General features: G+C 72.1%; 17 protein-coding genes. 9 read left to right on the top strand and 8 right to left on the bottom strand.

Features of this window, described 5'->3' with window-relative positions; genetic code table 11:
* The first annotated feature begins 156 nt into the window (after positions 1-156).
* The 4 genes from ACGFRG_RS21130 (at position 157) to ACGFRG_RS21115 (ending at position 4,251) form a co-directional block, all read left to right on the top strand.
* Positions 157-774, top strand: coding sequence for a hypothetical protein (locus ACGFRG_RS21130; protein WP_393265932.1), 618 nt, complete (start codon positions 157-159; stop codon positions 772-774).
* Positions 775-790: 16 nt separating this feature from the next.
* Complete coding sequence (locus ACGFRG_RS21125) at positions 791-1,561, top strand: class F sortase (RefSeq protein WP_393265929.1); 771 nt, start codon at positions 791-793, stop codon at positions 1,559-1,561.
* 127 nt (positions 1,562-1,688) lie between these two features.
* Positions 1,689-3,101 carry an aldehyde dehydrogenase family protein gene (locus ACGFRG_RS21120; protein ID WP_393265926.1) on the top strand — a complete coding sequence of 471 codons (1,413 nt, stop codon included), beginning with the start codon at positions 1,689-1,691 and terminating at the stop codon, positions 3,099-3,101.
* A gap of 67 nt (positions 3,102-3,168) precedes the next feature.
* A complete protein-coding gene (locus ACGFRG_RS21115; RefSeq protein WP_361421573.1) occupies positions 3,169-4,251 on the top strand; it encodes a zinc-binding dehydrogenase in 1,083 nt (360 codons plus the stop codon).
* Here ACGFRG_RS21115 and ACGFRG_RS21110 read toward each other — a convergent pair.
* The 3 genes from ACGFRG_RS21110 to ACGFRG_RS21100 form a co-directional block, all read right to left on the bottom strand.
* The gene (locus ACGFRG_RS21110; RefSeq protein ID WP_361421296.1) at positions 4,248-5,198 is read right to left on the bottom strand and encodes a DMT family transporter; all 951 of its coding nucleotides are present in this window, start codon (positions 5,196-5,198) and stop codon (positions 4,248-4,250) included. The two genes, ACGFRG_RS21115 and ACGFRG_RS21110, sit on opposite strands and share 4 nt — an antisense overlap.
* A 130-nt stretch (positions 5,199-5,328) precedes the next feature.
* Positions 5,329-6,054: a winged helix-turn-helix domain-containing protein gene (locus tag ACGFRG_RS21105; RefSeq protein WP_361421293.1), complete on the bottom strand. Its 726-nt coding sequence runs from the start codon at positions 6,052-6,054 to the stop codon at positions 5,329-5,331.
* A gap of 18 nt (positions 6,055-6,072) precedes the next feature.
* Complete coding sequence (locus ACGFRG_RS21100; protein WP_393265922.1) at positions 6,073-6,759, bottom strand: TetR/AcrR family transcriptional regulator; 687 nt, start codon at positions 6,757-6,759, stop codon at positions 6,073-6,075.
* Between the two features lie 88 nt (positions 6,760-6,847).
* Here ACGFRG_RS21100 and ACGFRG_RS21095 point away from each other — a divergent pair, with 88 nt between their 5' ends.
* From ACGFRG_RS21095 to ACGFRG_RS21085, 3 genes are all read left to right on the top strand, one after another.
* A complete protein-coding gene (locus ACGFRG_RS21095; RefSeq protein ID WP_393265919.1) occupies positions 6,848-7,999 on the top strand; it encodes an acyl-CoA dehydrogenase family protein in 1,152 nt (383 codons plus the stop codon).
* Between the two features lie 99 nt (positions 8,000-8,098).
* On the top strand, positions 8,099-8,386 hold the full coding sequence (locus tag ACGFRG_RS21090) for a YiaA/YiaB family inner membrane protein (protein ID WP_361421284.1): 288 nt from the start codon (positions 8,099-8,101) through the stop codon (positions 8,384-8,386).
* Between the two features lie 99 nt (positions 8,387-8,485).
* A complete protein-coding gene (locus tag ACGFRG_RS21085) occupies positions 8,486-9,121 on the top strand; it encodes a TetR/AcrR family transcriptional regulator (RefSeq protein ID WP_361421281.1) in 636 nt (211 codons plus the stop codon).
* 27 nt (positions 9,122-9,148) lie between these two features.
* Here the strand turns inward: ACGFRG_RS21085 and ACGFRG_RS21080 are convergent, their stop codons facing one another.
* Positions 9,149-9,610, bottom strand: a complete 462-nt coding sequence (locus ACGFRG_RS21080) for a MaoC family dehydratase (protein WP_361421278.1) — start codon at positions 9,608-9,610, stop codon at positions 9,149-9,151.
* Positions 9,611-9,738: 128 nt separating this feature from the next.
* Here ACGFRG_RS21080 and soxR point away from each other — a divergent pair, with 128 nt between their 5' ends.
* Entirely contained in the window at positions 9,739-10,239 is a 501-nt protein-coding gene (gene soxR / locus ACGFRG_RS21075) for a redox-sensitive transcriptional activator SoxR (protein WP_361421275.1), read from the top strand.
* Positions 10,240-10,290: 51 nt separating this feature from the next.
* Here soxR and ACGFRG_RS21070 read toward each other — a convergent pair whose 3' ends face one another.
* Positions 10,291-10,902 carry a hypothetical protein gene (locus ACGFRG_RS21070; RefSeq protein ID WP_393265915.1) on the bottom strand — a complete coding sequence of 204 codons (612 nt, stop codon included), beginning with the start codon at positions 10,900-10,902 and terminating at the stop codon, positions 10,291-10,293.
* 270 nt (positions 10,903-11,172) lie between these two features.
* On the opposite strand from ACGFRG_RS21070, the gene ACGFRG_RS21065 reads away from it, so the two are divergent.
* Positions 11,173-13,950 (top strand): penicillin acylase family protein, encoded by a 2,778-nt coding sequence (locus ACGFRG_RS21065; protein ID WP_361421269.1) that lies wholly within the window; start codon positions 11,173-11,175, stop codon positions 13,948-13,950.
* Positions 13,951-14,002: 52 nt separating this feature from the next.
* Here ACGFRG_RS21065 and ACGFRG_RS21060 read toward each other — a convergent pair whose 3' ends face one another.
* The 3 genes from ACGFRG_RS21060 to ACGFRG_RS21050 form a co-directional block, all read right to left on the bottom strand.
* Positions 14,003-15,325 (bottom strand): serine-threonine protein kinase, encoded by a 1,323-nt coding sequence (locus tag ACGFRG_RS21060; protein WP_393265911.1) that lies wholly within the window; start codon positions 15,323-15,325, stop codon positions 14,003-14,005.
* 117 nt (positions 15,326-15,442) lie between these two features.
* Positions 15,443-16,765: an erythromycin esterase family protein gene (locus tag ACGFRG_RS21055; protein ID WP_393265908.1), complete on the bottom strand. Its 1,323-nt coding sequence runs from the start codon at positions 16,763-16,765 to the stop codon at positions 15,443-15,445.
* 85 nt (positions 16,766-16,850) lie between these two features.
* A complete protein-coding gene (locus tag ACGFRG_RS21050; RefSeq protein WP_393265905.1) occupies positions 16,851-18,104 on the bottom strand; it encodes an exo-beta-N-acetylmuramidase NamZ domain-containing protein in 1,254 nt (417 codons plus the stop codon).
* Positions 18,105-18,215: the final 111 nt, after the last annotated feature.

The following is an 18,215-nucleotide window of genomic DNA, read 5'->3' as shown; positions in this document are numbered from 1 at the left end:
GCTCAGTTGACCCGGGGTCAACTGAGCCACGTGTTGCGCCGGACGGGCGAAATCCGGCCGTCCCTTCGGCGCTGCGCCGCCGTTTCCCCGTACAGGTGTGACAGAGAGTCAGAGGAAAGGTCGATTTATATGACAATCTGACACAAAGGAACGCGCATGCCTGACTCACCACCCACCGCCCTGCGCCGCCCGGTCGTCACCGCCGGCGCGGCCGCGGCTCTCGCGGGAGCCTTCCTGGCCGGAGCCCCGGCCGCCCACGCCGCGCCCGGCGACAACGGCGATGTGAAGATCCACAACGTCGGCACCCCGTTCACCGACCAGCGCGACGAACCCAAGGTGTGCAGCTTCTACCTCGACGCCTTCAACTTCGACGTCGCGCAGGGCATCACCTGGTCCATCCAGACCCAGCCGCTCAGGGCGGGCGGCGCCACGCTCAAGGGCTCCATCACGCTCGCCACCGGTGTCGGCCACACCGTGCCGCTGACGCTGCCGGACGGGCAGTACAAGCTGACCTGGAACATCACCGGCGGCAAGGGCGCGGGCAAGCACAAGGTCTTCAAGGTCGACTGCGCCCCGGTCGGCAGTTCCTCCGGCGGCGCCGTCGGCGGCCCCAACGGCGGGGTGCCCGCGGGCGGCGGCGGCCTCGCCGGGACCGGCGGCGGCCTCACCGACGGCATCCCGCCCGTGGGTGGTCTCGCGGCTCTCGGCCTGGTCGGAGCCTCCGGGGTGTTCTTCCTGCGCCGGCTGCGCCGTCGCCCCCATGGCGCCGCGTAGCGGTTCCCCCAGGCCCTTGCACCGTACGCGCGGCTACCGGCTGGCGCGGACGGCGGCGCTCGCCGTGACCCTGGTCGTCGGCGGCGTCTGGTGGTCCCAGGACGACGGGTCGGTCGCACCGGTCGCGATGGGTGCCACGGGGACCGGGGGCGCGGTGGCGTCCTCGGCCCCCACGGGGGCCGACGGGGACAAGCAGGCGCCGGGGGCGGCCGGGCGCGGTGCCAACCCGCCCGGCCACGGCGGCCGTTCGGCCCAGGGGGGCCGGGGGCGGTCCACCGGACCGGCGCCCTCCGCGCGGCCGCCCGCGCCGCTGCCGCCGTCCAGGGCGGTCGCTCTCGCCATCCCGTATCTGAGCCTGAAGGCGCCGGTCGTCGGCCTCGGGCTCGACCCCTCGCATCATCTCGCCACGCCGCCGGTCGACGACCCGAAGCCGGTCGGCTGGTACGCCGGCGGTCCCACACCGGGCGAGAACGGCACCGCCGTCGCCGTCGGCCACCGCGACACCCGGACCGGGCCCGCCGTCTTCGCGGGTCTGTACGCGTTGAAGCCCGGCCGGCTCGTGGAGGCGCGGCGCGCGGACGGCAAGGTCGCGGTGTACACGGTGGACGCGGTCAAGAAGTACGACAAGGCGCACTTCCCCGACGAGGAGGTGTACGGCCGACGGAACCGGCCGGAGCTGCGGCTGATCACCTGCGGCGGCAAGTTCGACCGCAAGGCGGGCTACGAGAGCAACATCGTCGTCTTCGCCCACCTCACCGCCGTCACCGGTCCGGGAGCCGGTCCGTGACCGCGAGCCCATAGGTGAGGATCCACAGGGCAGGCCCTAACCTCCTCCTGACGCCGGGGGCCCCTGGTGCCGGAAAACTACCGGCGCTAGTTTGGGTCCCCGGAAGCCGAGGCTCAGGAGGAGTGCGATGGACGCCCACGGGGTGTACGAGGCCCAGGACGGCATGTACATAGGCGGTCGCTGGCGGCCCGCCGCCAGTGGCGACACGATCGAGGTCGTGAACCCGGCCGACGAGCGGGTCATCGCGCACATCCCGGCCGGCACCGCCGAGGACGTGGACGCGGCGGTGCGCGCGGCCCGCGCGGCGCTGCCGGGCTGGGCCGCGACCGCGCCCGCCGAGCGCGCCGCGCACATCGCGGCGCTGCGCGACCGGCTGGCCGCCCGCAAGGACGAGATCGCCCGGACGGTGACCGCCGAGCTCGGGGCGCCCGAGCAGTTCGCGCAGCAGGTGCACGTGGGTCTGCCGATCGCCGTCGCCGGTTCGTATGCCGAACTCGCCTCCTCGTACGCCTTCGAGGAGCGGATCGGGAACTCCACGGTCTTCCACGAGCCGGTCGGTGTGGTCGGCGCGATCACGCCCTGGAACTACCCGCTGCACCAGATCGTTGCCAAGGTGGCACCCGCTCTCGCGGCGGGCTGCACGGTCGTCCTCAAGCCCGCCGAGGACACCCCGCTGACCGCGCAGCTCTTCGCCGAGGCGGTGCACGACGCCGGTGTGCCCGCCGGTGTGTTCAACCTGGTCACCGGCCTCGGCCCGGTCGCGGGCCAGGCGCTCGCCGCGCACGAGGGAGTCGACCTGGTCTCCTTCACCGGCTCGACGGCCGTGGGCCGGCAGATCGGCGCCACGGCGGGCGGGGCCGTCAAGCGGGTCGCCCTGGAGCTGGGCGGCAAGTCCGCCAACGTCATCCTGCCCGGCGCCGACCTGGCCAAGGCGGTCAACGTCGGCATCGCCAATGTGATGGGCAACTCGGGCCAGACGTGCAGCGCCTGGACCCGGATGCTGGTCCACGCCGACCGCTACGAGGAGGCGGTCGAGCTCGCGAAGGCCGCCGTCGCCAAGTACCCGGCGGGCGACCGGGTGGGCCCGCTGGTCAGCGCCAGGCAGCAGGCACGCGTGCGCGGTTACATCGAGAAGGGAGTGGCGGAGGGTGCCCGCCTCGTCGCGGGCGGCCCCGAGGCGCCGCTGGAGCAGGGCTACTACGTGGCGCCCACCGTCTTCGCGGACGTCACCCCCGAGATGACCATCGCCCAGGAGGAGATCTTCGGCCCGGTCGTCTCGCTCATCGCGTACGCGGACGAACAGGACGCGCTGCGGATCGCCAACGGCACGGTGTACGGGCTGGCGGGCGCGGTCTGGGCCGGGGACGACGCCGAGGCGGTGGCGTTCGCGCGGCGCATGGAGACCGGGCAGGTCGACATCAACGGCGGCCGGTTCAACCCCCTTGCCCCGTTCGGCGGTTACAAGCAGTCGGGCGTGGGCCGCGAGCTCGGCCCGCACGGTCTCACCGAGTACCTCCAGACCAAGTCCCTGCAGTTCTGATCTCCCGCAGTTCCGACTCCGTCCCGTTCTGACGTTCCCGTTCCGTCACTCCCAGCCCAGGAGCATCATCGTGGTCCGCGCCGCAGTCCTTCCCGCCATCGGGTCCCCGCTGGAGGTCACCGAGATAGAGCTCCCCGAGCCCGGCCCCGGTCAGGTGCGGGTCCGTATCGCCGCCGCCGGGGTCTGCCACTCGGACCTCTCGCTCTCCAACGGCACCATGCGGGTCCCGGTCCCGGCCGTCCTCGGCCACGAGGGGGCGGGCACGGTCGTCGCCGTCGGCGAGGGCGTCACCTCGGTGGCGCCCGGCGACGGCGTCGTCCTCAACTGGGCGCCCTCGTGCGGCGGTTGCCACCCCTGCTCGCTCGGCGAGGTCTGGCTCTGCCTCAACGCGCTGAGCGGCGCGACCTCGGTGTACGCGCGCACCGCCGACGGGCGCGAGCTGCACCCCGGTCTGAACGTCGCCGCGTTCGCCGAGGAGACGGTCGTCGCCGAGAACTGTCTGCTGCCGCTGCCCGAGGGCATCCCGCTGGCCGAGGCCGCGCTCCTTGGCTGCGCGGTCCTCACCGGTTACGGGGCCGTCCACCACTCGGCGAAGGTCCGCGAGGGCGAGACGGTCGCGGTGTTCGGCGTCGGCGGTGTCGGTCTGGCCACCCTCCAGGCGGCCCGGATCGCGGGCGCCGCGCGGATCGTGGCGGTCGACGTCTCCCCGGCCAAGGAGGAGCTGGCCCGCCGGGCGGGCGCCACCGATTTCGTGATCGCCTCGGAGACGACGGCCAAGGACATCCGCAAGCTGACCGGCGGCCACGGGGTGGACGTGGCCGTCGAGTGCGTCGGGCGCGCGGTCACCATCCGTACCGCCTGGGAGTCGACCCGGCGCGGCGGCCGCACCACGGTCGTCGGCATCGGCGGCAAGGACCAGCAGGTCTCGTTCAACGCCCTGGAGATCTTCCACTGGGGCCGTACGCTCTCCGGCTGTGTCTACGGCAACAGCGACCCCGCCCGCGACCTCCCGGTCCTGGCCGAGCACATCCGGGCCGGGCGCCTCGATCTGAGCGCGCTGGTCTCGGAGCGGATCGGCCTCGACGGGATCCCGGCGGCGTTCGACACCATGGTGGCGGGCAAGGGGGGCCGGGCGCTGGTGGTGTTCTAACCGGCGGGCTCGGGTTCCGCGGTCAGCTCGACGCTGCCGTCCCCCGGTTCCGTACGGCGCCGGGGGCGGGAGCGGGAGACCGCCACGCCCGCCAGGCACAGGGCGCCGCCGACCAGGGTGAGCCAGCCGGGTACCTCGTCCAGGATCAGCCAGGACATCAGCACGACGAGCGCGGGCACCACATAGGTGGTCGCGCCCATCCGGCCCGCCGTCGTACGGGCCAGGGCGTACGCCCAGGTCGTGAAGGCCAGCGCGGTCGGGAACACCCCCAGGTACACCACGTTCAGCGTGGCCTTGAGCGGCGCGTCCGCCGCGTCGGACACCAGCTGCCCACTGAACGGCAGGCAGGCCACCGCTCCCACCAGGCAGCCGAAGAAGGTGACCTGGAGCGCGCTGCCGTGGCGCAGCGCGGGCTTCTGCGCCACCACGCCGCCCGCGTACGTCACGGCCGCCAGCAGGCACAGCGCCACGCCCAGCACGGACGCGCCGCCGTCGCCGGACATCGAAAGGCCGACGGCCACCGCCCCCGTGAACGAGACGCCCATGCCCGCCACCAGTCGGGGCGGCAGCCGCTCGCCGAGGAACCGGGCGCCGAGCAGCGCGATGAGGATCGGCCCGATGTTGACGACCATGGCGGCCGTGCCCGCGTCGACCTCCTGCTCGCCCCAGTTGAGGACGACCATGTACAGGCCGAACCAGAGCAGCCCCGACAGGGCGATGCCCCGCCAGGCCGCTCGCGGCGGCAGCCCTTCGCGGCGGAGGACGAGGACCGCGCCGAGCACCGCCGTACCGGCGAGCAGCCGACCGAGCGCGAGGGCGCCGGGGGAGTAGGCGGCACCGGCGCTGCGGATCGACACGAACGCCGAGGCCCACAGGACGACGGAGAGCCCGACGGCGCCGAGGGCGAGCCGCTGCGAACCGGGGCCGGGGTGCGAGGAGTTGGTCATGAGCTGAAGGTAAGCGCGAAACGGTTCGGCGTTCACCGAAATATCGGCGGGCGGGGGCCGGAGCGGGTCCCGCCGTCCGGCGCGCCTGCCCGCCCTCGCCGACACGTCACCGCGTCACCGCGTCACCGCGTCACCGCAGGCTCGCCTTCTCGATTCCCAGCGATTCGCGCAGCGCCTCCACGCCCTTCGGCGTCACCCGTACCGCCCGCTCGGATCCGATCCGTACGCACCACTCCTCGTCCAGCGCGTGGGAGCACAGCGCGGCTCCCGCGAGGCCTGCCAGATGGGGGCGGCGCTCGGTCCAGTCCAGGCAGGAGCGCACCAGCGGCCGCCTGCCCCGGGGTTCGAGCGGGATCCCGGACTCCCGGTACCAGGCGATCCCCTGGGCGGTCAGCGCGAATCCGGCGTCCTGGCCGAGCAGCCCCCGTGCGGTCATCGCGTCCGTGATCGCGATGCCGAGCCGGCCGGCGAGATGGTCGTAGCAGGTCCGCCCGCGCGCCATCGCGCTGCTCGCGGACGCGGCCCGCAGGGTGCGGGGCCTGGCGGGCGCGGTGTGCGCCGCCAGCTCCTCCACGAGGTGGGCGACCTCGGCGTCGGCGAGGCGCAGATACCGGTGCCGCCCCTGCCGCTCCTCGGCGAGCAGTCCGCCCGCGACGAGCTTGCCCAGGTGCTCACTGGCCGTCGACGGCGCGACCCCCGCGGACCGCGCGAGCTCCCCGGCCGTCCAGGCCCGCCCGTCGAGCAGCGCCAGGCAGAAGGCGGCCCGGGTCTCGTCGGCGAGCAGCGAGGCGAACGCGGCGAGCCCGGAACCCGACGCGCTCGCACGCGATATGCCGGAACCCGATGTGGTGGTCATGCCTCCAGCATGCCGCGATCACCGTTCGGCCGGTACCGAACCGTGGGCGGCGCCGTGGCGTGCGTCGGCGGGCAGCGCGTCGTACTGCGCCGAAAGCCCGTCGAGCAGCGCCCGCAGCCCCGTCTCGAAGGCGCCCTCGTCGATCTTCTCCTGGCGTTCGGCGAGCAGGTGCGCCTGGCCGAGATGGGGGTAGTCGGCCGGGTCGTACGCGCTCTCGTCGTCGACGAAGCCGCCCGCGAACGAGCCGAGGGCCGAGCCCATGACGAAGTACCGCATCAGCGCCCCGATGTGCGTGGCCTGCGCGGGCGGCCAGCCCGCCGCGACCATCGCGCCGAAGACGGCGTCGGCCAGGCGCAGTCCGGCCGGGCGGCGGCCGGGGCCGTGGGCCAGGACCGGGACGATGTTGGGGTGGCGGGTGAGGACCGCGCGGTAGGCGACGGCCCAGTCGTGCAGCGCGGTGCGCCAGTCGCGGGGGTCGGCCGGCTCGAACATCGACAGGTCGACCTGGGCGGAGGTGGCGTCGGCCACCGCCTCCAGGATCTCGTCCTTGGTCCGGAAGTGGTTGTACAGGGACGGCCCGCTCACCCCCAGCTCGGCGGCCAGGCGCCGGGTCGAGACGGCCGCGAGCCCTTCGGCGTCCACCAGCGCGCTCGCCGCCGTCACGATGCGGTCGGTGCTCAGGAGGGGCTTGCGCGGTCGGGCCATGCGGCACATAGTAGGCCCGCGCACATAAAACTAGCAGTGGTAATTAAAACCGCGATCGCCATGTGATCCGACGGAGCCTGGAGTCCGCGTGAACCTGGAGCTGAGTGAGGAGCAGGCCGCCGTGCGGCGGCTCGCGAAGGACTTCGTGGCCCGCGAGGTCGCCCCGAACGCCGTCGCGTGGGACCGCGCCGAGAGCGTCGACCGGTCGATCGTGAAGAAGCTGGGCGCGCTCGGCTTCCTCGGGCTCACCATCCCCGAGGAGTACGGCGGCTCCGGCGGCGACCACCTCGCGTACTGCCTGGTCACCGAGGAGCTGGGGCGCGGCGACTCCTCGGTGCGCGGCATCGTCTCGGTCTCGCTCGGCCTGGTCGCCAAGACCCTCGCGCACTGGGGGAGCGAGGAGCAGAAGCGGGCGTGGCTGCCCCGGCTCACCTCCGGCGAGGCGCTGGGATGCTTCGGGCTCACCGAGCCCGGGACCGGCTCGGACGCCGGGAACCTCGCGACCCGGGCCGTCCGCGACGGCGGCGACTACGTGCTCAACGGCTCCAAGATGTTCATCACCAACGGCACCTGGGCGGATCTGGTGCTCCTGTTCGCCCGCACCAACGACACCCCGGGCCACCGTGGCGTCTCCGCGTTCCTGGTGCCCACGGACACCCCCGGCCTCACCCGTCGCCCCATTCACGGCAAGCTCGGACTGCGCGGGCAGGCGACCGCCGAACTGGTCCTGGCGGATGTGCGCGTACCGGCGGACGCCATGCTCGGCCCGGAGGGCAAGGGCTTCTCGATCGCGATGTCCGCGCTGGCCAAGGGCCGGATGTCGGTCGCGGCCGGCTGCGTCGGCATCGCGCAGGCCGCGCTGGACGCGGCCGTCGGGTACGCCGGGCAGCGCGAGCAGTTCGGCCGCTCCATCGCCCACTACCAGCTGGTGCAGGAGCTGATCAGCGACATCTCGGTGGACGTGGACGCGGCGCGCCTGCTGACCTGGCGGGTGGCCGATCTGATCGACCGGGGCCGGGAGTTCGCCACCGCCGCCTCCAAGGCGAAGCTCTTCGCCTCCGAGGCAGCCGTGCGCGCGGCGAACAACGCCCTTCAGGTGTACGGGGGTTACGGCTACATCGACGAGTACCCGGTCGGCAAACTGCTGCGCGACGCGCGCGTGATGACGCTGTACGAGGGCACCAGCCAGATCCAGAAGCTGATCATCGGCCGCGCGGAGACGGGCGTCTCGGCCTTCTGAGTACGCCGGGGACCTGCCGAGGACCTGCCGGGAACCTGAGTACGTACTGAGTACGCGAGCGGATGTGGCCCGCACCACGTCCGCCGCATGCTGTCCGGCATGAGTGAGACACCGGTCAAGCAGCAGAACACGGCCGCGTACTACGGACAGGCCGTCGCGTCCTTCGCCGTCGCCCTCGGCGCCACGGCCATCGGCATCACCCGCCTGCACGCCGACGCCTGGGTCCGCGCGTTCCTCGGCATCGCCGTCCTCTACCTCGTCACCTCCGCCTTCACCCTCGCCAAGGTGGTCCGCGACCGCCAGGAGGCCGGGCAGATCGTCAGCCGGGTCGACCAGGCCCGCCTGGAGAAGCTGCTCGCCGAGCACGACCCGTTCCAGAAGCTCTAGCCCACCTGCGAGCCCGGCCACCCACCAGCCCCGGCCACGCCCTCTAAGCGCTTGCTCAGCTTCGGGGTATGGTGTTCGTCCTACGGGAAGGGGCAAGCGATGGGTACGGCTGAGCAGACGGTCGACGGCGATGAGAAGCCGTGGGGCGAGGTCACGCCCGAAGCCGCCCGGAGGCTGCTCGTCGCCGCCGTGGAGGCCTTCGCCGAGCGGGGCTACCACGCGACGACGACCCGTGACATCGCGGGCCGCGCCGGGATGAGCCCCGCCGCGCTCTACATCCACTACAAGACCAAGGAAGAGCTGCTCCACCGGATCAGCCGGATCGGCCACGACAAGGCCCTGGAGATTCTGGAGACGGCGGCGGGCGCCGACGGCACCGCCGCCGAACGCCTCACCGACGCCGTGCGCTCCTTCGTACGGTGGCACGCCGGGCACCACATGACCGCGCGCGTGGTCCAGTACGAACTCGACGCGCTCGGCGAGGCGCACCGCGCCGAGATCGTGGAGCTGCGCCGCCGCAGCGACGCCGCCGTGCGGCGCATCCTCAACGAGGGCGTGGCGGCGGGCGAGTTCGACGTGCCGGACGTACCGGGCACCACGCTCGCCGTGCTCTCGCTCTGCATCGACGTGGCGCGCTGGTTCAACGCCCAGGGGCGCCGCACGCCGGACGAGGTCGGCGCGCTCTACGCCGACCTCGTACTGCGGATGGTCGGGGCCCGGACCCCGGCGAAGTAGCGCGACTGGGAAGCGAAGCGGCGCGGCTCAAAAGAAGTAGCGCGACACCGACTCGGCGACGCACACCGGCTTGTCGCCGCCCTCGCGCTCGACCGTCACCTTCGCCGTCACCTGCACACCGCCGCCGACCTCCTCGACCTCGGTCAGTACGGCGGTGGCGCGCAGCCGTGAGCCGACCGGCACGGGCGCCGGGAAGCGGACCTTGTTGGTGCCGTAGTTGATGCCCATCCGCATGCCCTCGACGCGCAGGATCTGCGGGACGAACGTCGGCAGCAGGGACAGTGTCAGATAGCCGTGCGCGATGGTCGTCCCGAACGGCCCGCTCGCGGCGCGCTCCGGGTCGACGTGGATCCACTGGTGGTCCCCGGTGGCGTCGGCGAACAGATCGATGCGCTTCTGCTCGATCTCCAGCCAGTCGCTGTGCCCGAGCGGCTCGCCCACCCCGGCCCTCAGCTCCTCGGCGGATGTGAAGATCCTCGGCTCTGCCATGCCCGGTTCCTGCCTCTCTCGCATGCTCCCGCTGCTCTGCGGCTCATGGTTTCCAAGCGCTTGCTCAGCATGCTGGGGGCGGTGCCCGCTGTCAACGGTGAGCGGCCCCGAGCAGTAGGGTTCGAGGGGTGCCGCAGATTCCAGAGAAGGTCCATGAACTCACGGTCGGGCAGCTGTCCGCGCGCAGCGGGGCGGCCGTGTCCGCGCTGCACTTCTACGAGTCCAAGGGCCTCATCAGCAGTCGCCGGACCTCGGGCAACCAGCGCCGCTACAGCCGTGACGTGCTGCGTCGCGTCGCGTTCGTACGGGCCGCCCAGCGGGTCGGCATACCGCTCGCCACGATCCGGGACGCGCTCGCCGAGCTGCCCGAGGAGCGCACGCCCACCCGGGAGGACTGGGCCCGGCTGTCCGAGACGTGGCGGTCCGAACTGGACGAGCGGATACGGCAGTTGGACCGGCTGCGGAACCATCTGACGGACTGCATCGGGTGCGGGTGTCTGTCGCTTGAGACGTGCGTGCTGTCCAACCCGGACGACATCTCGGGCGACATCCTCACGGGGTCGCGGCTGCTGCCGGAGCGCAAGAAGAAGCGGGGGGCCGCGAGCGCCGCGCACTGCGCGGATTGCTGACGCGGGCTGCCGGACGTCGCGGGGGCGACTTTCTTGTCGCCCCCGCTCGTCTTATGCCGCTGATGCCAGTGCTGCGTGCCGTAGGGACTTGGAGCGGGCCAGGGCCTCCGTGGTCAGTACCGGCTGCGGGACCAGGATTCCGCAGGCGGTGCAGACCGGGCCGCACCAGGGGTCGTGGGCCAGATCCTGTCGCCAGACGAGCCGCTGCCCGTCGCACACCGGGCAGTCCGTGCCCGGCACGGTCCGCAGGGCCGCGATGAGCCGCCCGAGCACCTCGGCCAGGGGGCGCGCCGGGTGCACCGACGGGTCCTCGCACCAGGCCACCCCGAACCCGCCCCAGGTGCGCCGGTGCCAGTCGTCGAAGGAGCCGGGGATCCGCAGGCCGGCGTGCTTCTCGCGCTTCCTGCGGGCCGCGAACTCCGCTTCGTAGGCGAGCCAGACGGCCCGTGCCGCCTCCAGCTCGTCGAGCGCGGCCACCAGCCGCGCCGGATCGGGTGCCCGGTCCTCGGGCCCGATACCGTGCCTCGCGCACAGATGGTCCCAGGTCGCCCGGTGCCCATAAGGGGCGAACCGCTCAAGGCACTTGCGCAGTGAATACCGGCGCAACGCGAGATCGTTCCCCGGATCGCGTACCTGTCTCGCCAGACTGCGGAAACCGGCCATGGCCCTGCCACCTCCGTCGCTCGTACTTCGGTGAATGCTTCGGCGTCGAGGAATGGACGTACGACTACCCGATCCGGCTCCATCGAAAATCCGATGGCGGCCATCAGATGGCGCTTTCCCGGCCGTGCCGCGCGCCCCCCGCCGCACTCCGGGCGCACGGGCGCAGCGGACCGACTCTGTGATGATTCGGGAAAGGTGACGCATGCTCATCTTCCCTCGTCGGGTACCCCTCAGTAACCTCCGCCGCATCGGTCCTCACTAGGAGCACGCATGCGACGACCCACCGCACGGCTCAGAACCGCCACCGCCGCCACTGTGATCGCCCTGTCCGCCGCCCTGCTGGCCCCCGTGGGCCAGGCGGGCGCGGCGGAGGTCCCCCATGACGACTACTGCCTCGGCCGGTGCGGCGACATCCTCCCGCCCGGCGAGAACGGCAACGCCACCCTCGTCGACATCCTCGGCAACAAGGCGTTCGGCACCCATCCCGCGCACAGCGACGACCAGCTCGGCAAGTACGACGCGCTGGTGGCCGGCCAGTCCTCGCTCACCGACGACAAACTCAACTCGTTCTTCAACGACGCCTCCTTCGGGGTCCCCAGCGGCCAGGTCGCCTCCACCAGCTCGCCGCGCCCCGACGTCACCATCACCCGCGACAAGGCCACCGGCGTCCCCCACATCAAGGGCACCACCCGGTACGGAACGGAGTACGGCGCCGGTTACGCGGCGGGCCAGGACCGGCTCTGGCTGATGGATCTGTTCCGGCACATCGGGCGCGGCGAGCTCACCTCGTTCGCGGGCGGCGCGCTCGCCAACCAGGGCCTGGAGCAGGAGTTCTGGCCGCAGGCCCCGTACACCGAGGCCGACCTCCAGGCGCAGGTCGACCGCATCCGCACCACCAACGGCGCACGCGGCGAGCAGGCCATGGCGGACGCCCAGGCGTACGTCGACGGCATCAACGCCTATGCCAAGCAGTCCAAGGACGGCCGCTACTTCCCCGGTGAGTACGTCCTCACCGGCAAGGTCGACGCCATCACCAACATCGGCGAGATCCAGCCCTTCAAGCTCACCGACCTGATCGCGCTCGCCTCCGTCGTCGGCGGTCTGTTCGGCGGTGGCGGGGGCGGCGAGGTGCAGGCCGCGCTCTCGCTCCAGGCCGCACAGCAGAAGTACGGCGTCGCCGAGGGCACCAAGGTGTGGGAGTCGTTCCGCGAGCGCGACGACCCCGAGGCCGCGCTCACCGTGCACGACGGCACGAGCTTCCCGTACGCCACCAAGCCCGCGAACGCGCAGGGCACCGCGATGCCGGACCCCGGCACGGTCGTCCCCGAACAGCTCGTCTACGACCGCACGGGCTCGGCGCTCACCAAGGCCAGGGCCGACGTGAAGGTGCCCGACCGGCTGAAGTCCCTCAAGGGGATCTTCAACAACGGCGCGCTGCCCGGCTTCGACATCGGCAAGCCGCGCGGCATGTCCAACGCCCTGCTCGTCTCGGGCAGCCGCACGGCCAGCGGCAACCCGGTGGCGGTCTTCGGCCCGCAGACCGGCTACTTCGCGCCGCAGCTGCTGATGCTCCAGGAGATCCAGGGCCCGGGCATCAGCGCCCGGGGCGCCTCCTTCGCCGGGGTCGGGATGTACGTCCAGCTCGGCCGGGGCCAGGACTACGCGTGGTCCGCCACCTCCGCCGGACAGGACATCACGGACACCTACGCCGTCGAGCTCTGCCAGGACGCGGCCCACTACCTCTACCGGGGCGTGTGCACCCCGATGGAGAAACTGGAGAAGACCAACGCCTGGAAGCCGACGACCGCCGACAACACGGCGGCGGGCTCCTACCGGATGCAGGTCTGGCGGACGAACTACGGCATCGTCACCGCCCGCGCCACGGTCGGCGGCAAGCAGATCGCGTACACCTCACTGCGCTCGACCTACCGCCACGAGGCCGACTCGATCATCGGCTTCCAGATGTTCAACGACCCGACGTTCGTCAAGGACGCGGCCACCTTCCAGCAGGCCGCGCAGCACGTCGACTACGCCTTCAACTGGTTCTACGCGGACTCCCGCACGGCCGCGTACTACAACAGCGGCAAGAACCCGGTCCGCAACCCGGACGTCGACCCGGCGCTTCCGGTCCGCGCCGACCGCGCCTACGAGTGGCAGGGCTTCGACCCGGCGTACAACACCGCCGACTACACACCGCCCGCCCAGCACCCGCAGTCGATCGGGCAGGACTACTACATCTCCTGGAACAACAAGCAGGCCAAGGGGTACACGGCAGCCGGGTTCGGCAACGGCTCGGTGCACCGGGCCAACCTTCTCGACGACCGGGTGAAGGCGCTGGTCGCGCAGGGCGGGGTGACGCGTTCCGCGCTCACCCGGGCCATGGCGCAGGCCGCCGTCACCGATCTGCGAGGGGAGGACGTGCTGCCCGAGCTGCTTCAGGTGATCCGGAGTGCGCCGGTCACCGATCCGCAACTGGCCACCGCCGTACAGCAGTTGGAGTCCTGGAAGGCCGACGGTGCCCAGCGGCGGGAGACCGCGCAGGGGTCGCACACCTACACCCATCCCGAGGCCGTGCGGCTGATGGACGCCTGGTGGCCGCTGCTGGTGGAGGCCGAGTTCAAGCCGGGGCTCGGGGACGGGCTGTACTCGGCGCTCACCTCGAACCTGTCCACCGACGAGGCGCCCTCGGCCGGGCACGGGCCCACCGGTTCGCATGCCGGGTCCTCGTTCCAGTACGGGTGGTGGAGTTACGCGGACAAGGATCTGCGGACGGTCCTCGGCAAGCCCGTGCAGGGGCCGCTGGGGCGGGCGTACTGCGGCGACGGGAAGCTGTCCGCGTGCCGTGACGCGCTGCTGGCCTCGCTGGGGCAGGCCGCGGGGAAGAGCGCCGCGCAGGTGTATCCCGGGGACGCGTCGTGCTCCGCCGGGGACCAGTGGTGTGCCGACTCGATCGTGCAGCGGCCGCTTGGCGGGATCAGCCAGAACGCGATCAACTGGCAGAACCGGCCTACGTATCAGCAGGTCGTGGAGTTCGCGTCGCATCGCTAGCGCGCGGCTGGAGAGCCCCGTGCCCCTGAAGAATCAGGGGCGCGGGGTGCTCTCACACGCAGCCGATATGGCCCGCAGCCAGTATCACCCTCGCCAGTTCCGGGTGACAGATGTCGCTGTGGGCGCCCGACGGGGGGCCGCCCGCGCGGACCACCGCTTCCGCGTTCACGCTCACGCAGCCCGAGTCCGGGATGCCGTCGCGCAGTACTTCCGCCAGGGTCAGTTCGGCGCAGGGGGACACCGACTGGATGCCGTCGTGGCCGATCGCCCACCAGCGGCGGTCGAGTTCAAGTAGGCCCTGGTAGTCGCAGGCGAGCTTGGACGCCAGGGGGTAGAGCACCCCCAGCGCGGTGTCGAAGCGTGAGTAGCAGGAGACCACCGGGCCGTCGACCCGCCGCTGGAGCGCCGCGAGCGCGCCCGCGCCGCCGAGTCCGTCCGGCAGCTGCTCGGCGAACGCGTAGTGCGAGAAGGCCCCTTCGAGCAGGGTCACCGACTTGACGTTCCGGGCGCCGTCCGGAAGGCCCTTCAGGGCGAACGCGACCAGCCGGCCGCCCTGGCTGTGCCCGACCAGATGGATCCGCATCGACGGTCTGGTCCGGGCGAGTTCCCCGAGCAGCGGGCCGAGCCCCAGTTGGCCGACCTTGCCGGAGCGGCGCTTCATCTCGTAGTACGTCGTCTGCCGCAGGACCTCCTTGGCGCCGTCCCAGAGGTGCTTGAGGGAGTCACCGATCGAGAACGCCGGTCCGGCCGGGCCGGGTTCGACCGCCATGCCGGTGTCGGACAGGGCGAGGGTGAACTCCCGGTACAGGCCGAGCGTGTCCTGGGTGAGGAGGGCCGCGGCGCCGTCCGGGCCGTCGTCGAGGGTGTCGGCGGCGAAGCTCGCCGACCCGTCGCCGTGTGCCACGAGCTGCCGGGTCAGCTCACCGAAGTGGCGCAACGCGTCCTCGGAGTCCGGCTGTTGGGCGAGGAGTGCCGCCAGCTGGTCGACGCTCTCGTCGTGGCCCGGGAACGTCCGCTTCAGGGCCTGAACCGTCGCCGGGTCCAGGCCCGGGCCCTGGCCCGGGTCGGCGGCCACGGCGTGCGGGAAGTTCGGTATCTGCTCGTCCGTGAACCGGATCGACGGCCAGACGATGCCCGCGTACCCGAGCCGCACCTGCGCGGCCGGCGCCCCCGATGCCGCGAGCAGCCCCGGGAACGGCTGGAAGAAGTGGGCGTACAGGGCCGTCGCCACCGACGGGGTGTTGTTCCAGCCGTGCGAGAACATCACCAGGTCCGTGACGTCCAGGCTGGTGAGGGCGGCGCGCTCGGCGGGATCGGCGTCGCCGTCCGCGTCGAAGGTGATCTCGCGGTACGGCTCGATTCCGATGTCCACCATGGCGGGGGCCTCCGGTCCGTTCGGACGGCAATGAGACACGCTGGCCTCATATCGTCCCGCCGGACCGGAGGGGTGACCAGAGCTCGGACAGAACAGGAACGGGGAGATCCGGGGAGGTCAGAGCCGCCGCGCGGCCGTCACCCGGTGCAGGTGCACCAGTACGTCGAACGAGGCGCCGAGACGCACCTGATCGATGGGCTCCGGCCAGGAGTTGCCGATGAACCGCGTCGGGCGGAACGCGTCCAGCCACTTCTTCGCGGCGGCCGGAACCGTACGCATGTCGAGGTAGTAGTCGCGCGGCGACACCCGTTCCAGGACCTCCTCGTTGCTGCCCGGCGCCATCGGTCCCACCGTGAACCGGCGGATCGGCTCCGCCGGGTCGTTCAGGTCCATGGCGTTGAACGAGCCCTGGCCGAAGGTGAATCCGATGGCCGTGTACGCCGTGCCGACCAGCTCGCGGAGGTAGCCGCCCTGGGTCCTGGGGTACTCGGCGGTGAGCGTCGGCGCGTACCCGACGTGGCCGTTGTGCGCCGAGAGCAGCATCTTGGCGCCGGTGTGACGCTGCCACCACACCGTGTTCCGCGCCATCGTCTCGTCGCGGTAGCGCCGCGACTCGCGCAGCTGGGCGTCGTCGAAGAAGTCGTACGACCACATGGCGCCGGTCTGCGCGATGGTCCGCGCGTACTGGAGAACCCACTCGTGCTCCGCGCGGTCGGGGCCGGGCCGCTCTGCGGCGAGCAGGTCATACGCCCTGCGGACGTCGTCGGCCTGCCGCCGGCGCTCGGCCGGCGGCTGCTTCAACCGGGCCGACATGGTCGCGCCGACGCCTGCCGTGGGCCGGGACTCCCGGTACAGGGCGGTGACGCGGGGGAGCAGCGCGGGGTAGTGGCGGGCCGTGTACGCGGTCACCTTGTCGAACAGGTCCGTGCCCGCGTATCCCATGTCGTCGCCCATGAACTGGAGTTGGCGGGCGTGATGGAGGTTGTACTGCCGCATCCAGCGGATCAGGTCCAGATACTCCCTGGTCGCCCAGATCTCGTACGAGCCCTGGAACTCCTCGCGCACGATCCGCTCGGGGTCGCCCTTGCCGTACCGCACGTAGTCGTTGACGCGCATCCCCGACGACCAGGAGGTCTCCAGGGCGAAGGTGGTGAAGCCCTTGTGCTCGACGAGGTACTGGAAGACGCGGTGCTTGGCCGCGAAGAACTCGTGCGAGTTGTGCGTCGCCTCGCCCAGGCCCACGATGTCCGCCGAGCCGGTCATCCGGCCGAGCGGGGCCAGATCGGTGAACGGCTTCGCCGAGCTCGCCAACTGCCGTTCAAGGGTGGGGGATTGCGCCCGAGCTGTCGGGATCGCGGCGGTGAGGACGCCCAGGGTCAGGCCGAGCAGCAGGAGCAGGGACTGCCGTGAACGGTGGTGGGTGTCGCTGAACAGATGCATGGGACAAGCGTGTCGAACGGGCGGGGGCCGGGCCCATCCCGCCAGCCACCTTCCGGCGCGGGGGTTTACCCCCCGTTCGTTCACTTCACCGGTAGAGCAGGTACTTCTCGCGTGTCGCGCGGAACGCCCGCAGCCCGTCCTGCCAGGCGCCCACCACCTCGTCGGGGTCCGCGCCCGCGTCAATCAGGGTGCGGACCGTCGCCGAGCCGGTGAGCTTGTCGATCCAGTGGTCGGACCGCCAGGCGAAGGCGCTCCACACCCGTTTCGCGGTCACGAGCAGCGCCACGCCGGTGCGCACCGGGTCGTACGACTCGCGGTCGTGCACGTGGAGTTGGACGCCGCCGACCGTCTTGCCCTGGAACTTGGAGAAGGTCGGCGTGAAGTACGCCTCGCGGCAGCGGACGCCGGGCAGGTCCAGGGCGTTCACGGCGGCGGCCCACCGGCCGTCGACGCCCTCGGCGCCGAGGAGTTCGAAGGGCCGGGTGGTGCCGCGCCCCTCGGAGAGGTTGGTCCCCTCGAACAGGCAGGTGCCCGCGTACACCAGGGCGGTGTCGGGGGTCGGCATGTTCGGGCTCGGCGGGACCCAGGGCAGTGCGGTGGCGTCGTGGAAGTCGCCGCGCCGCCAGCCGGTCATGGCCGAGGTCGTCAACTCCACCCGGCCGCGCAGGAATTCGGCGTTGAAGAGCCGGGCCAGCTCGGCCACCGTCATGCCGTGCGCCTGCGCGATCGGCTCGCGTCCCACGAACGTGGCGAACGCCTTGTCGAGGACGGGCCCGGACGCCGTCCGCCCGGTCACCGGATTCGGCCGGTCGAGCACGAGGAACCGCTTCCGGGCGAGGGCGGCGGCCCGCATGCAGTCGTAGAGCGTCCAGATGTACGTGTAGAAGCGCGCGCCCACGTCCTGGATGTCGAAGACGACCGTGTCGACCCCGGAGGCGGTGAAGATGTCGGCGAGCGTCTGGCCGCTCACGCCGTACGTGTCGTACACCGGGAGCCCGGTCGCCGGGTCCGTGGAGCGGCCCTCGGAGCCGCCCGCCTGGGCCGTGCCCCGGAAGCCGTGCTCGGGCCCGAACACCGCGACGAGCCGCACGCGCGCGTCGGCGTGCATGACGTCCACGATGTGGCGCACGTCCCGGGTCACGCCGGTCGGGTTGGTGACCACGCCGACCCGTTGGCCCGCCAGCGCCCGGTAGTCGTCGGCGGCGAGCCGGTCGAAGCCGGTGCGGACCGGTCGGTGCCCGTGGCGCGCGGACGTCGCGGACGCGGGCGACGCCGAGGCGGCGCCCACCATCGCCATCGTCCCCGTTCCGGCCAGCAGACCCCGTCTGGACAGGCTCATCGGCGTACCTCCCGGACCGCTGCGGGTGTCATGGCCACGCACGCTAGCGCGCGCGAGGGGCGCGGGGAACGAGCCGCACGGGACGGTTGCGCACGGCCCCTTCCATCCGTA

The sequence above is a fragment of the Streptomyces sp. NPDC048696 genome (assembly GCF_043198895.1).
Taxonomy (GTDB): domain Bacteria; phylum Actinomycetota; class Actinomycetes; order Streptomycetales; family Streptomycetaceae; genus Streptomyces.
Note: the sequence above shows the minus strand (reverse complement) of the source record. Positions and strands in the feature narration are given on the sequence as shown.